14 protein-coding genes are annotated in these 15,249 nt (G+C 45.7%); 8 read left to right on the forward strand and 6 right to left on the reverse strand.

Annotation, left to right across the window (positions count from 1 at the left end; genetic code table 11):
• Positions 1-73: 73 nt before the first annotated feature.
• Genes U2P89_RS05735 through U2P89_RS05750 form a run of 4 tightly spaced genes read left to right on the forward strand, consistent with a single transcriptional unit; the run spans position 74 to position 1,858 of the window.
• Positions 74-475 (forward strand): hypothetical protein, encoded by a 402-nt coding sequence (locus tag U2P89_RS05735; protein ID WP_091905840.1) that lies wholly within the window; start codon positions 74-76, stop codon positions 473-475.
• Positions 476-486: 11 nt separating this feature from the next.
• Entirely contained in the window at positions 487-1,050 is a 564-nt protein-coding gene (locus U2P89_RS05740) for a GYF domain-containing protein (protein ID WP_322190877.1), read from the forward strand.
• A gap of 11 nt (positions 1,051-1,061) precedes the next feature.
• Positions 1,062-1,466, forward strand: coding sequence for a CD225/dispanin family protein (locus U2P89_RS05745; RefSeq protein WP_091905836.1), 405 nt, complete (start codon positions 1,062-1,064; stop codon positions 1,464-1,466).
• Positions 1,467-1,474: 8 nt separating this feature from the next.
• Entirely contained in the window at positions 1,475-1,858 is a 384-nt protein-coding gene (locus U2P89_RS05750; RefSeq protein ID WP_091905834.1) for a DUF2752 domain-containing protein, read from the forward strand.
• 29 nt (positions 1,859-1,887) lie between these two features.
• Here U2P89_RS05750 and U2P89_RS05755 read toward each other — a convergent pair whose 3' ends face one another.
• The 3 genes from U2P89_RS05755 to uvrA all read right to left on the reverse strand — a co-directional run bounded on the left by U2P89_RS05755 (position 1,888) and on the right by uvrA (position 5,281).
• Positions 1,888-2,169: a DUF2442 domain-containing protein gene (locus tag U2P89_RS05755; protein ID WP_091905832.1), complete on the reverse strand. Its 282-nt coding sequence runs from the start codon at positions 2,167-2,169 to the stop codon at positions 1,888-1,890.
• Entirely contained in the window at positions 2,166-2,423 is a 258-nt protein-coding gene (locus U2P89_RS05760) for a DUF4160 domain-containing protein (RefSeq protein WP_091905830.1), read from the reverse strand. The genes U2P89_RS05755 and U2P89_RS05760 overlap by 4 nt, the downstream gene beginning before the upstream one ends.
• A 65-nt stretch (positions 2,424-2,488) precedes the next feature.
• Positions 2,489-5,281: an excinuclease ABC subunit UvrA gene (gene uvrA, locus U2P89_RS05765; RefSeq protein ID WP_092120844.1), complete on the reverse strand. Its 2,793-nt coding sequence runs from the start codon at positions 5,279-5,281 to the stop codon at positions 2,489-2,491.
• A 218-nt stretch (positions 5,282-5,499) separates the two neighbouring features.
• Here uvrA and U2P89_RS05770 point away from each other — a divergent pair, with 218 nt between their 5' ends.
• Entirely contained in the window at positions 5,500-7,569 is a 2,070-nt protein-coding gene (locus U2P89_RS05770) for a cation:proton antiporter (protein WP_322190878.1), read from the forward strand.
• Positions 7,570-7,674: 105 nt separating this feature from the next.
• Positions 7,675-9,195 (forward strand): glycoside hydrolase family 10 protein, encoded by a 1,521-nt coding sequence (locus U2P89_RS05775; RefSeq protein WP_322190879.1) that lies wholly within the window; start codon positions 7,675-7,677, stop codon positions 9,193-9,195.
• Positions 9,196-9,339: 144 nt separating this feature from the next.
• On the opposite strand, the gene U2P89_RS05780 is transcribed toward U2P89_RS05775, so the two are convergent.
• From U2P89_RS05780 to U2P89_RS05790, 3 genes are read right to left on the reverse strand one after another with little or no spacing between them, the layout of a single operon-like run.
• Positions 9,340-10,431, reverse strand: a complete 1,092-nt coding sequence (locus tag U2P89_RS05780; protein WP_322190880.1) for a TonB-dependent siderophore receptor — start codon at positions 10,429-10,431, stop codon at positions 9,340-9,342.
• Positions 10,432-10,467: 36 nt separating this feature from the next.
• Positions 10,468-10,776, reverse strand: coding sequence for a hypothetical protein (locus U2P89_RS05785; protein ID WP_322190881.1), 309 nt, complete (start codon positions 10,774-10,776; stop codon positions 10,468-10,470).
• Entirely contained in the window at positions 10,731-11,429 is a 699-nt protein-coding gene (locus U2P89_RS05790; protein WP_322190882.1) for a TonB-dependent receptor, read from the reverse strand. The genes U2P89_RS05785 and U2P89_RS05790 overlap by 46 nt, the downstream gene beginning before the upstream one ends.
• 399 nt (positions 11,430-11,828) lie before the next feature.
• Between U2P89_RS05790 and U2P89_RS05795 the strand changes: the two genes are divergently transcribed.
• Both U2P89_RS05795 and U2P89_RS05800 read left to right on the forward strand, forming a co-directional pair.
• On the forward strand, positions 11,829-13,304 hold the full coding sequence (locus tag U2P89_RS05795; protein WP_322190935.1) for a THUMP domain-containing protein: 1,476 nt from the start codon (positions 11,829-11,831) through the stop codon (positions 13,302-13,304).
• A gap of 338 nt (positions 13,305-13,642) precedes the next feature.
• Positions 13,643-15,166, forward strand: coding sequence for an AbgT family transporter (locus tag U2P89_RS05800; RefSeq protein ID WP_322190883.1), 1,524 nt, complete (start codon positions 13,643-13,645; stop codon positions 15,164-15,166).
• Positions 15,167-15,249 lie beyond the last annotated feature (83 nt).

The following is a 15,249-nucleotide window of genomic DNA, read 5'->3' on the forward strand; positions in this document are numbered from 1 at the left end:
CGACTTATAGTCGAAAACTAACCTATGGATTTCCAATCCATAGTGGTTCAGTTTTGTAACATAAAATTAGGATATGCGAAAATTAATTGTCATCCTTTCTATTGTTTCCCTTCCTTTGTGGCTTTTGCAGTGTACTTCAAATGAAAGAGCACTCAACAAGAAACTACAAGAGATGGCAACCAATCTCAATGAGTCGGTGCCGATAATGCTTGACCAGTATACCCGGTTTGAAGGAGCTTCCGTGACATCTGATAATAAGTTCCGATATCAATATACGGTATTGAATACACCGAATCCCGATTCATTGGTAGAAAACGGATTGCAATCATTAAAGGAAAATATCGAAAAGGAATTCTTTTCGAACCCTGATCTCCGTATTTTCAAGGAGAACAATGTGGTCATTGAATATGTTTACAATGACGAAAACGGACGTACCATCCGTTCATTGCAAATTACACCACCAGATTACCAGTAAAATAAAGACCTATGAACCGCTATTTTTATATTGACGCTGAAGGAAAGCAAAAAGGAACCTTTTCGCCCGAAGAATTGAGACAAGAAGGGATAAAACGCGATACACTTGTGTGGACACAAGGCATGGAGCAGTGGAAACGGGCAGAAGAGACGGAAGAGTTATACTTCCTGTTTTCCGACGCGTACAAGAAGCCTCTGGCAGGTGAGGGCCAGCCCACTGTCCGGTATGACCGGCCCGGAGAATCTACCGAAACACAGCAAATTCAGCCAATGCCCAGGACATGGTTGGTGGAGTCGATCCTGGTCACCATCCTCCCGTTTATGCTTTGCAGTAGTATTCTAAGCCTCCTTGGAATTATCGGTATCGTGTATGCTGCGCAAGTAGAATCTTTTTATAACAGGGGTGATTACGCTGCTTCGCTGGAATCTTCCCGTTCTGCGGCAAAATGGACTAAGATTGCCATGTGGATCGCCATTGGTTGGATCGCACTTATCATAATAGCTATCATATTGTTTGTTGTATTTATCGGTTCCCTTTCGGGACTTGCTGGAATGAGTGATTTGCTGGATACTTAATCATATAAATAATGGAATATCAAAACAACCCTGACGAACGGGTTTACCCTTATGGTGAAAACCACGCTTCGACACCACCTCCTCCGCCGTCGCAAGAGCCGCCAGTGGATGACATCCCTCCGTTAAAGCCAAGCAACTGGCTTTGGCAGTCGATTGTGGTTACTATACTGTGCTGTATTCCTTTTCCCCTTGGAATCGTGGGGATCATCTATGCAGCAAGAGTTGATTCGCTTTACTTCAGTGGGAGATATCAAGAAGCGGAGCGGTCAGCCCAAAAAGCAAAGATGTGGACCCTTATAGCTATTGGTGCTGCATTGTTGTATGTGATCTTCTGGATGGTCATGACTATTACGGGTAATTTGCCGGAATATATGGAGAATATAATCGAGAACAATGCAAGCGGTTATAATTTTTAGGTATTACTGTGCATAAAAGTGTAAAAATAGGAATAGGCGCTATTGCAATACTTCTGGTTGCGATAGCGCTTTATATCTTTTACACATTTGATCCGGAGACACAACCTCTTTTCCCGCAGTGTCCATTTCTACTCGTCACCGGTCATGAATGCCCGGGATGTGGTTCTCAAAGAGCCATTCACAGCCTGTTGCATCTTAATATTGGCGCCGCATTGAGATATAATGCCTTTATGTTGCTGGCGCTGCCTTATATCTTTGTAGGTATTTATCTGGAGTATTTCGGTGGAAAGAAGCGCCATCCCCGAATTGAGAAATTCTTCTTCGGCAGGTGGTCCGCTATTATAGTCCTGGTCGTAATAATCGCTTATTGGATTCTGAGAAATATATTATAAGCCCAAGTCGCCTCAGATTGATCCGAAAATCAGGGCTCAGCTACAATATCGTTCTCTAATGGTTTCCCCATTTCATATACAGTTTCGGGAGCAATGTCGATAGAGCCATTTTCCCATTCTATTGTATCTGTTATTTTAAAATTGCGAAAACATTCCATATCACGTAATGGCAGAAAGACAGGATAATTGTGTTTAAATAAGAGGTCATAAAAATCTACAATCATTTGTTTCCCATTATTAAAAACAACATGTAATTTATATTCTTCTAAATATTCAGCAGTTATAATTTCAGTAAACATTTTGGTATTCATTGTAATGGTTCAATTTTGGAAGGTCTTTCTCCATTTTTTGCTTTATTCCAGGCTTCTTTTAATTCTTTACGATGTAATTCCATCCATTCAAAAATTAAACGAAGCGCCCTTGCAGACATATACCCCTTGACAATTCCGCTTTCAATTTCTATAATCACTTTCTGTTCGCCATAGTATGCATGGAAATGGGGAGGGTTATGGTCTAAGTACATGATCCGTATTGCAATCCCAAAAAATTCGCTTATGGTTGGCATAAATCAACAAAAGTAAGTGCCAGCAAATATAAGTGGTTCTGGTTTAATAACCAAATAATTAACTATTATAACTTCTCTTTTAGGAAACGGCCGGTATGTGACTCTTTACATTTTACAATCTGCTCCGGGGTGCCCTCACATACTACCTGTCCGCCGGCTTTACCTCCTTCCGGCCCGATATCGATAATATGGTCGGCACATTTGATGATTTCCATATTGTGCTCGATAATGATTACGGTATGTCCCCGTTCTATCAAAGCGTTAAATGCCTGTAGTAATGTTTTGATATCATGAAAATGGAGGCCGGTAGTCGGTTCGTCGAAAATAAAAACAGTTGGTTGCGCCTTTTCCTCCCCCAGGTAGTAGGCCAGTTTCACACGTTGGTTTTCACCGCCGGAAAGGGTGGAGGAGGACTGTCCCAGTTTGATATACCCCAGTCCCACATCTTGTAACGGTTGCATTTTCTTCACGATTTTCTTCTCCGTTGTTCCTTTCTGTTGCCCGAAAAAGTCGATCGCCTGGTTGACCGTCATCTCCAATATATCGTGAATAGTCGCTCCCTTATATTCTATTTCCAGTACTTCGTCAGAAAACCGCTTACCATGGCACGATTCGCATTCCAGCCGGATATCAGCCATAAACTGCATCTCAACGGTAATGGTCCCTTCGCCTTTACATTCACTACAGCGTCCTCCTTCCACATTGAATGAAAAATAGGCTGGCGAGAAACCCATCTGTTTCGCTAATGGTTGTGCAGCAAAGAGTTTCCGGATCTCGTCGAATGCCTTGAGATAGGTGACCGGGTTGGAACGTGACGACTTCCCGATGGGATTCTGGTCTACATATTCCACTCCTTTCATCAGGTTGAGATCGCCTCCGATGCTGTTGAACTCGGCATGTTCCAGTGCAGTACCTTTATAATGATGTTGCAGTGCGTTGAAAAGTACATCGTTCACAAGTGATGATTTACCTGAACCGCTGACGCCCGTCACTACAGTCATCACGTTCAGCGGGAATTTCACGTCGATATTTTTCAGGTTGTTCTGCCGTGCCCCTTTCACTTCTATATAGTTATTCCACTTACGGCGAATCTTCGGTATTTCGATCTGCTCTTCGCCCGTAAGATATTTAACAGTGTAGCTGTCGCTTTTTTCCTGCAGTTCGGCCACATTACCCTGATAGATCACCTCGCCTCCCAGTCGACCCGCCTTGGGACCTATGTCGATGATATAATCCGCTGCACGGATGATTTCTTCATCGTGTTCCACTACCACAACCGTATTCCCCATCTGTTGCAATTCACGCAGTACACCGATCAGCAGATAGGTGTCACGTGAATGGAGTCCTATACTCGGCTCATCGAGGATATAGAGTGATCCCACTAAACTGCTGCCCAGCGACGATACCAGGTTGATACGCTGGCTTTCACCACCCGAAAGAGTATTTGAAAGCCTATTGAGCGTAAGATAGCCGAGGCCGACGTCTAAAAGGAACTGTACCCGGTTCCTGATCTCTGTGAGGAGCCGTTCCGCGATGGCAGCATCGGTTTCGTTTAATGTGAGTTGATCGAAAAACTCCTTTAGTTCTGTGACCGGTATTACTACCAGTTCTGTGATCGCTTTTCCGCCTACCTTTACGTAAGATGCTTCTTTCTTGAGTCGCGAACCTTTGCACAAAGGACAACCGGTCTTACCACGGTAGCGTGCCAGCATGACGCGGTACTGTATCTTGTAAAGGTTTCTCTCAAGCATCCCGAAAAAATCATTGATGCCATAAATGCCGAGGTCGTGGCGACCGTTCCAGAGGATATCTTTTTCGGCATCTGTCAGATCGTAATAGGCGCGGTGGATAGGGAAATCGACTTTATAGGCATTGTGTACGAATTCCTGCCGCCATTCGCTCATCTTTTCCCCTCTCCAGCACTGTACGCACTCCTCCTGTACCGAAAGGCTCTTGTCGGGGATTACTAAATTCTCATCAATACCTACTACCTTTCCAAACCCTTCGCACTTGGGACAAGCACCGGCAGGACTGTTGAAGTTGAACATCATTTCGGTGGGTTCTTCGAAAGTGATACCGTCCGCCTCAAAACGATTGGAAAAGGTAAACGACTCAATCCCGTTCTCACTCCAGAAACGGACAATACATTCACCGTTACCTTCCAGAAAAGCAGTCTCCACCGAGTCGGACAACCGGTTCACTGTTGCCTTGTCGGAGGAGCAGGAGAGGCGGTCGATTACCAGCAACACCTCGTTCTCCGACGGTAATTTATTCTGTTCCAGCAGTTCATCAATACGGTAAAACTGTTCTCCTACATCTACTCGGGTAAAACCCTCTTTCAGCAGTATCTCCAACTGGTTGCGCAGATTACGCCCGTTCCGCAACTGGATATGAGACAGCACTGCCATACGTGTTCCCTCGCGATATTCCTGCATTTTAGCCACCACATCGTGTACGTAATGGCGTTTTACCTCTATGCCTGAAACGGGAGAGATGGTTTTGCCGATGCGGGCATATAACAACCGCAGGTATTCATAAATTTCAGTAGAAGTACCTACCGTGGAACGCGGATTGCGTGAAGTGGTCTTTTGTTCGATGGCGATGGCGGGAGGAATGCCGTGTATATAGTCACATTCCGGCTTGTTCATGCGTCCAAGGAACTGCCGTGCATAAGCTGAAAGGCTCTCTACATAACGCCGTTGCCCTTCGGCATACAACGTGTCGAAAGCCAGCGATGATTTTCCTGAACCGGAAAGCCCGGTGATAACCGTAAATGTATTGCGGGGGATGCTTACGTCGATATTTTTGAGGTTGTTGACGCGTGCACCCTTTATTTCGATCTGATTTGAATTATTCATAATTGGAATATGGTAACCTGCAAAGGTAACGATTTTATCTCCAAAAACAATGTGCATCTATCAACGGATTACGTTATATTTACCGGTTCCTGACGATAAAGATCATTGGAGATAAAAGGAAATCAGTGACCCGATAAGTCAAAAAAAATAATTATTTTTGTCAGTGCATATGAAAATTTTTTTCCGAAATCTGTTTCCCAAACCTCAGGAGTTACCCTATGGATGCTTTTCTTTCAGAAATACAACATGAGTTTACTTTACCGTTTTCCAATCCGGTATTGATATTCGCGTTGCTTTTATCAATAGTCCTTCTGGTTCCCGTTCTCCTCAAACGGATCAATGTACCGGGTATCATCGGGTTGATCGTGGCAGGGGTGATCATCGGCCCACACGGGCTTAACTGGATAGACAATACCCACGCCGGTGTGGAGATGTTCTCTACCATAGGACTGTTGTATATTATGTTTATAGTGGGGCTGGAACTTGATTTGGGAGAGTTTATACTGCATAAGAACAGAAGCCTCGCTTTTGGATTTTATACTTTTGTTATCCCGCTGCTTGTCGGTTATCCTGTTTGTCATTACCTGCTCGGTTACAGTGCGGATGCCAGTTTTCTTACAGCAAGCATGTTTTCCACCCATACCCTGGTGGCTTATCCCATTGTGAGCCGTATGGGAATTGCCCGTAATCAGGCAGTCGCGATTACGGTGGGAGGTACCATCCTTACCGATACGGCCGTGCTGATTATTCTCGCGTTGGTTTTGTCCAACAGCAACGGGGGACTGGATGCCGGTTTCCTCATAAAATTGCTGCTCTCGCTACTGCTCTTCTCATTGATTATCTTCCTGATAGTGCCTCGCATTGCCAAATGGTTTTTTAAGAGAGCCACACCGGAGAAATATTCTACCTTTATTTTTGTTTTGTTCGTGGTGTTTTCTGCCGGTTTTCTGGTGGAACTGGGAGGAATTGAACCCATTATCGGGGCATTTGCCGCGGGATTGGCGCTGAACAGGTTGATCCCTCATTCCTCGGCATTGATGAACCGGATCGAGTTCTTCGGGAATGCGCTATTTATCCCCATTTTCCTGATCTCGGTCGGGATGCTGGTCGATATCTCCGTGGTGCTGAACGGACCGCGTACCCTTATCGTAGCGTTAACGCTCACCCTGATGGCGCTCGTAGGGAAATGGCTGGCGGCGTGGGCGACGCAGAAGACATTCCGCTACTCAAATACCCAGAGAAACCTTATTTTCGGACTGAGCAGTTCACATGCGGCGGCTACGCTGGCCATCATTCTTGTGGGCTACAGAGCGGATCTGCTGGATGAATATATTTTAAACGGTACTATTATACTGATCCTGCTCACTTGTATTATAGCCTCGGTCTTCACACAAAGAGCGGCCAAAAAGATCGCGATCAGTGAAGAGAATGAGCCCCTTATCCCCTCTTCCATGGGCGTGTTTGCCCAGGAGAAAATACTGGTACCTATCGCTAACCCTACCAATATCGGTCAGCATGTGGAACTGGCATTGTTGCTGAAAGATAAAAAATCGGTGAATCCCGTCTCCCTCCTGGGGGTAGTGCCTAATAACCAGGAGGCGGAAAAGAATATAGTGAGCTTCAGGAAACAGTTACAGGGATTTGTCTCGAGAGCTACAGCAGCAGAAGTGAACATAGATATTATCACTACTATCGACCACAATCCGGCGGATGGTATTGTGAGGACGGCACGTGAGACGATGTCGGACATTGTTATCCTGGGATGGCCGGGCAAGGCCGGGTTATGGGATAAACTGCTGGGAGAGAAGGTCGACCTGATTATCAAGAATATGGATAAGAACCTGTTTGTCTGCCATGTGGAGCGAAACCTTATTTTGAATAAACGGATTGTCGTTGTCTCGCCGCCACTGGCTGAAAAAGAAGATGGTTTCGGATTGTGGGTAAGTAAGGTGTCGAAGCTATCCTCCGAGTTGTCGATCCCCGTGTTGCATCTGGGACACCCTGAAACCCAGAAGATTATTTCCGGACAGAAGAAATCGGGAAACTTTATTTTTCAACCGTTTGTGGATTGGAGTAATCCGTTGTCCTGTGGAGATCTGATCAAAAAAGATGATCTGATTATTCTGGTTTCCGCCCATGTAGGGTATATTTCTCATATCCCGGTTTTAGAGAGTCTGCCTACACGGTTGGAGAATCGCTTCCCGCATCACAACCGTATTGTAGTCTATCCCAAACAGCACCTGGCGGATCAGTTGCTGGAGACGGAAGACCATATTTTTATTCCTTAGGATTTCAGATTTCAGATTCAAAATTCAAGATTCAAGATTTCAGATTTGACTCCGTCGATTTGCAATTCAAAATAAATTGGAAATTAGTAATTGGTAATTAATAAGATGATTCACTTTATTAGATTTAGTTTTCTTTTGCTTATTGTAGTGCTGATCACCGCTTGCGGTACTACCAAGCAATCCCTGACGCGTACTCCCGACGCAGCTCCTAAACGAGAGTTCCGTGGTGCATGGGTACAGACCGTAGGGCAATCACGTTACAGCCAGATGAACAGTGCTGCCATGAAGCATTATATCTCTGATATGGTGCGTAAATTCGATGAAGCAGGTGTCAATGCGGTGATATTCCAGATCCGTCCCGAAGCCGACGCATTCTACCGGTCGGAGTTGGAGCCGTGGAGCCGGTTCCTGACCGGAGAACAGGGAAAGACGCCTGACGATCCTACCTTCGATCCCCTGGCTTTTATTATCGAGGAGTGCCATAAACGGGGAATGGAGCTTCACGCCTGGCTGAATCCCTATCGGGTGAAAACCAATATCAATAATACCCTTGCAAAAGACCATATTTACTGGAAACATCCGGAGCGTTTTGTGCAGTACGGAAACCAGTTGTTTTTTGACCCGGGACTACCCGAAAACCGGGGATTTATATGTGAAGTAGTACGTGATATTGTTACCCGCTACGATGTGGATGCCATCCATATGGATGACTATTTTTATCCCTATCCCATCGCGGGAACCTCTTTCCCCGACGACAACAGTTTCAGAATGTACGCAGCTTCTCAGGGTTTTTCTCCTTCTCAGCGTAGCGACTGGCGCCGTAACAACGTAAATCTGCTTATTCAGCAGATAAAACTGACCATTGCCGGTACCAAGCCGTGGGTTCGTTTTGGTATCAGCCCCTTCGGGATTTACCGGAATAAGCGGAACGACCCCAATGGCAGCGATACCAATGGTTTACAGAATTACGATGACTTGTATGCCGATATCAAACTGTGGGTGGAGAAAGGATGGATAGATTACAACCTGCCGCAACTTTACTGGGAGATCGGCCATAGTGCAGCCGATTACACCACCCTGTTACACTGGTGGAATGCCAATAATTTTGAACAGCACCTCTATATCGGACAGGATCTGAAACGAAGTATCGATAAGAATGAGCTGGGGGTGAAAATCCGTCAGTCTCGCGAAATGTCTTTTGTACATGGAAATTGTTACTGGTATGGATATCAGATACTCGATAATTTTGCAGGTGTAGCTGATATAATGAGAACCGATCTGCATCGATCCAAAACATTGATCCCGGCTTATTCCCATCTGCACAAGGGGCGTCCTGCAGCCGTGAAGAAACTGACAGATGTCTATACCGAAGATATGCACTTCCTTACATGGGAAGCTAAAAAAGAGCCGTTGAATCCTGAATCGGCACAACGGTTTGTTGTTTATCGCTTCCGTCGGGGAGAAAAAGTGGATATCAACCGGGCAGAGAATATTGTAAAAATCACGCCTGACAATTTCTTCGTATTGCCTTATGAGGGTGGTGAAAGCCGCTACACTTATGTAGTAACCGCATTGGATGCTTTTCATAATGAAAGTAAGCCGGCAAAGACCAAGGTGAAATTATAGAACAAAGGTGAATATCAATATTGTTTTGGGTAAGGAAAAGTGTCTTATCATAAAGAAATCTATTCGGTTACAACGAAAAAGTTCTCTCTTCCAAAAGAAGAGAGAACTTTTGTTGGTGTTACTGCAAAGATATAGGGGAAGAAGCTAAAATGTATAATTTAATGCGACGGCAAAGTTTCTCGGATCTGTCGGATTCAAATAACCACCGCGATAATATGCCGTATAACCGGTCGAGTCGAAGATATTGTTAAAGAATGCTCTTATGTGATAGTTTTTATACCGGTAACTTACATGAGCATTGACAGTAGTATAAGGATCGGCCATAAAAGGAGGGGTATTGGGCTGTACGTCATGTCCGGGTACGACTGTATAGGTATATTCCGCGAGCGGACGCTCACCCACATAATATACACCTACTCCGAACGACAGGTTCCGTAAGCCTCCCGAGAGGACCGAATAGTTCAGCCAACCGTTAGCGGTATGCCTGGTTGCATTCATTGGCGAAGAACCTTCGTGGTAATAGGGACTGTCACGATAAGCGGCATCCAGATATGAGTATCCGAACACAACGTCCATATTTTCAAGTAACCTTCCGGTTAAGTCCAATTCAATGCCCTCTCTTGTAAGGTTACCGGCTTTGATATAATACCCGGTTCCGTTACCGTTTTCATCTAACGCCTCGTATGTAAGATTGTTGTTACGGATCAGGAACCAGGTTGCATTGAAACGTAGCCTATTGTCGAACCATTCGCTTTTAAAACCGGCTTCAAACTGCTTTTCACGTGCAGGACCTACCGGTGTTTGTCTATCCTCCAGTAGTAGATTTGCTGCTCCCCGCAAAGAAGTGGTCGTCGTATAAGAAGCGAAAAGATTAAAGTCTTTAAACGGCGTAATGATCACGCCGAAAAGCGGGTCCCATACGTCTCCGCCGGTTGAGGAAATGGTATTGTCGCTGATCCCGCTTACCTGGCTGTAACGCAATCCGAGCAAAGCTTTCAGATATTGGTTGAACGTAATTACTTCCTGGAATAGTAATCCGTAAGCATATTCCCGTGTCGTAGCCGGTGTCCCGTCGGTTAATGTCACCGAAGGAGCTGTATTAGGGATCCCGGCCAGCACATCAATGGTATCCACTAGCATGGAATTAGTACCAATGGTTTCCGCATCAAACCACCGATAGTCAAATCCTACATTGAATGTATGCCTGATTGATCCAGTCTGAATATCTTTTCCCATAAAATCAATCTGAAGAACCCCGTTTTTATCGTTTCTCTAGCTGCCGCTATATCTTCTTGAACGCAAATTATAATCTCCGGTAGAAGTTGCATTTCCCAATTGGGACACATGTGCCCTGACGGATTTTATATCCAGACCGGATCCGGCATAAGCCACTCTTACGCTGTATCCGTCTCCGAGGTCACGGGTAGCATGTGCCATATACGATAAGGCATTGCTTATCTGGCGATCGGTAGAAAACCCGAGGAATTTGTCATGAGGCATTTCGTAAATATTATTCACGCTGTCGGCGCTCAGGTTCACAGTTCCCTGGTCGGGAGTACGGGAATCGTGCAGGTAATCCATTTCCAGTCGGTTAGAAAGCCTTGTCCCCTGAAATCGGAGTGAATTCTTACGCCGTTCTTTACCACCGGAATACCACGGTAACCTCTTGATGTCAGACTTTCGGATGTATTTCCGTAAGTGGCGAATGTTGTCAGACCGGGCGCATTGTGTACCGCATCGTTCAATGTGAGTGCACCTTGTTCGGTAATCATTTTGTGGGAGATTACCGAAATACTTTGTACCTGCTCATCCAGCCGAAGCGGGATACGGGTAAGCGCATCCATTTTTTCGGGTCTTTCGCGACGTGCTCCGAATACTTCTATTTCCGATAATATATTTCTATCGGGCTGTAACCGGAAATTGATCTCTTTCGTCATTCCTTCCTCAAATTCTATTTCCCGTTCAATCGACTTGAATCCCACATAGCTCACCACCACTTTATATTGTCCGGCAGGTACACGGTCTATTTCGAAGTTTCCGTCCCCGTCGGTATCATCACCTATGCCTAACTGCTCGATAAAAACAGTAGCGCCAACCAATATCCGGTTGTTATTATCATAAACTTTGCCTTTAAAAGTGCTGTTTTGTTGTGCAAAAACACTTAAATTAACAATAAAGAGAAAACCGAGAAAGAAAAATAACGTCTTTATAGCGATTAATGATTGTGTATCCATATGCGTATGACTTTTAAAATTTGTATACATTACGGGGAGTATACCGGTAATAAATGACCTTGCTCCCTCCTTCAATCTACAAAGGAATAGGAAAAGATAAAAGGAGACAATCCCAAAAACATATGATTTTGAAGTAGAAAAAATCCCATTATTTAGGGATATTCAACCCCCATCGTCCATCCTATCCGGAAATCATATATATTCCTTCCTATCAATAAATATCGATTTTATTCAACGGTGATGAGGTAAAATCGTTTTATGGATGTTATCTTTGTGCTCATATTAAAAAGAGAACGGATGATTGAAAACGAAGGCTTTCGTAAAGTGAATGAACCGAAAGCTACCCGGTCGGAGCTTTCTCACAGTGAAGATACGGCCGGTCATAATGAACATTTTCCGATGATCGCCAAAACACTGGCGGAGTTGGAAGATGTGCTGGCGGAAGAGCTGATCGCACTGGGTGCGGACAATGTGGAGTTGGGTACCCGGATGGTGTCGTTCACGGGCGACAAGGCGCTGATGTATAAGGTGAATGTGCATTGCCGTACGGCGCTGCGGATTCTGAAACCTTTTTATACCTTTAAAGCGGAGAGTGCCGATGAGGTATATGAAGCGGTGAAACAATTCAACTGGGATGATTACCTCTCGTTGGATACTACGTTCTCCATCGATGCCGTAGTCTTCTCACATATTTTCACTCATTCCAAATTTGTGGCATACAGGGTAAAGGATGCTATTGCCGACTGGTTCAATGAGAAGTATGAAAAACGTCCTTCGGTAAGCGTGTCTAATCCCGATATCGTGTTGCATATCCATGTGGCGCATAACAAATGTACCCTGTCGCTCGATAGTTCCGGAGAGTCGCTCCATAAGCGCGGTTACCGGGTAGCGCAGGGAGACGCTCCGCTGAACGAGGTACTGGCGGCCGGCATGATCCTGAAATCGGGCTGGAGAGGGGAGTGTGACTTTATCGATCCCATGTGTGGTTCGGGAACGTTACTGATCGAAGCGGCCATGATTGCACTGGGTATTCCTCCGGGTATCCACCGGCCTCATTTCGCTTTTGAAAAATGGAAAGATTTCGACAGTGAACTTTTCAGCACTATCTATAACGATGAGTCGGAAGCGCGTGAGTTCAACCACCGCATCATGGGTTTCGATGTATCACCCAAAGCCATTGCTATGGCTGAGAAGAATATCAAGAATGCGGGATTGAAAAAATATATTGATCTGGAGGTAAAACCGTTCCGGCAATTCACCGAAGCGCCTGCACCCGAAGGTATTCTGATGACAAATCCTCCTTACGGGGAACGTCTTAAAGTAGAGGACCTGGATGAACTCTATTCGATGATCGGAGAGCGGTTGAAACATGTCTTTCCGGGATACCGTGCTTATGTATTGAGTTACCGGAAAGAGTCGTTCGATGCCATTGGGCTCAGGCACTCCAGGCGGTTTTTCCTCTATAACGGCGCGCTGGAGTGTGAGATGCGCGAATACGAGATCTTTTCCGGCAAACGTGATGATCGTCCCTCAAAAGAAGTGTCCCGCGGCAGAGGAAAATCTGCCGGCTATGACACGTATTCCGAAAGGAATTCCAGAGAGGGATACCGCCGTTCACAGCGAGCAAAGGAGACCACCGGTGAGGAAAAACCAAGGGATGCATATCGTCCTAAAAGAAGTAGTGAAGACAGGGAACGGGACAAGTCTTCCAGATCGGATAAGCCTTTTAAGTCACGGGAACGTTTCTCTCGCGAAGACGGAAGAGGAGGTCGCTCTGACAAACCGGGAGCTAAATCTTTTAAATCCGATAAGCCGTTCTCCGGTAAAAAAAATTCTGATAAGGATGCTAAACCGAGAGATTTTAGGAAAAAGTGATTACCGATCGTTCAACGTAAGACAAGCTGTTTCCTTCTTCGAGAAAAATAGAATTTTCCTGTATAACAGCTTCTATCATTTCCGACACTGTGAAGTATTTCTTATCCAATAAAAGTTCAATATATTTAGACAGAATTTTCGCGGTGGTTATTTTCTCTACCCATCCACTCATTCACCTCGGTGTGAACTTCTTTCGGGGGTAGATATGTGTAGATTTCAATTTTGAAATTCCACTTTTTTAATTATCTTTGCCTCATAGAAATGTAAAAAGTGCTGAAAACAATCCGCTCCGGTCCTACCGGAGACTCTGCGGATTTGTTAAATAACCTGATTATAATATGCAACTTAGACCTTCCCGCAATGCAGGTGGCCGATTTTTTGCTTTTGTCGAAAAGGCAGGGAATGCTTTGCCCCATCCCGCAGCCCTTTTCGGTATATTTGGTGTGATCACATTAGTTTTGTCAGCAATTGGCAGTTATTTCCACTGGCATGGTATTCATCCTGCTACAGGAGAACAGGTGGAAATAGTGAACCTACTCTCCCGTGATGGTATTCACCGTATCCTGCTTGAAATGGTGGATAGTTATACCGGCTTTGCACCGTTGGGGATCGTGATGGTGGCGATGCTGGGGATCGGGATTGCCGAGAGCAGCGGACTGATAAAAGCCGCGATCAACGCCCTGTTGATAAAAGCGCCTCCTAAAATGATCACATTTATGGTCGTATTCACCGCTATCCTTTCCAATGTGGCATCCGATATCGGTTATCTGCTGATTATTCCGTTGGGAGGGGTAATTTTTCACGCATTGGGCAGGCATCCTATTGCCGGTATCTCGGCCGCTTTTGCCGGTGTGAGCGGCGGTTTCAGCGCCAATATCTTTATCGGTACCATCGATCCGTTGCTGGCCGGGCTTTCAACGGAGGCGGCACATATTATCGACCCCGATTATTATGTGATGCCCACGGCCAATTACTATTTCATGGCGGTCTCCACTATCGTGATCTCCCTGACCGCCACCTGGGTGTCGAGGGTATGGATCGAGCCACGGCTGGGGACTTATCACGGCAATGTGCCGCGTGAAGAGGTCGGGCAATTATCTTCTGTTGAGAAAAAGGGATTGATCCGTGCACTGATCCTGTTTCTGGCATGGTGTGCGGTCTTCCTGGCGGGATTGATCCCCGAAAACGGTTTCTTCCGCGGGGACGACAATACCATCCTTCATACTCCCCTGCTGAGGGGGTTTATTGCCGTGTTGCTCTTAGTGGCGGGAACGTGCGGGATCGTATATGGATATACGGTGGGGACTTTCAAAAAACATGGGGATGTGATCTCGGGGATGAACGACAGTTTCAGGGGGCTGACCTCTTTTCTGGTATTGGTATTCTTTGCCGCCCAGTTTGTGGCGTGGTTCCGGTGGAGTAACCTGGGATTGCTGCTTGCGGTGAACGGCGCCTCGTGGCTGCAAAGTATCAATATAGGATTGATACCGTTGGTACTCTTGTTTATCCTCTTCTCCGCTTTTATCAATATGTTTATGGGCAGCGCCTCGGCAAAATGGGCGATCATGGGGCCTGTGTTCATTCCCATTTTCATGCTGCTGGGCTACTCGCCCGAGTTATCGCAGGTGGTATACCGTATCGGTGATAGCGTGACAAACATCATTTCACCCATGATGAGTTTCTTTGCCCTGATCATCGTCTACTATCAGAAGTACGACCCGAAGGCGGGGGTGGGAACCCTTATGGCTTCGATGATGCCTTATTCGATCGCCTTCTTTGTCGTATGGGCATTGATGATGATCGTGTGGATCCTCCTCGGACTCCCGTTAGGACCCGAAGCGCCGCTCTATTATACGCCTTGATGTGCCTTAATGAGCAGGCAGGACCGGAAATGGGAGTATCCCCGGATTGCTTATCGAAAACGTGCTTGTATGAATGAGAGCGG

The organism is Proteiniphilum sp., assembly GCF_034331125.1.
GTDB classification, from domain to species: Bacteria; Bacteroidota; Bacteroidia; order Bacteroidales; family Dysgonomonadaceae; genus Proteiniphilum; species Proteiniphilum saccharofermentans.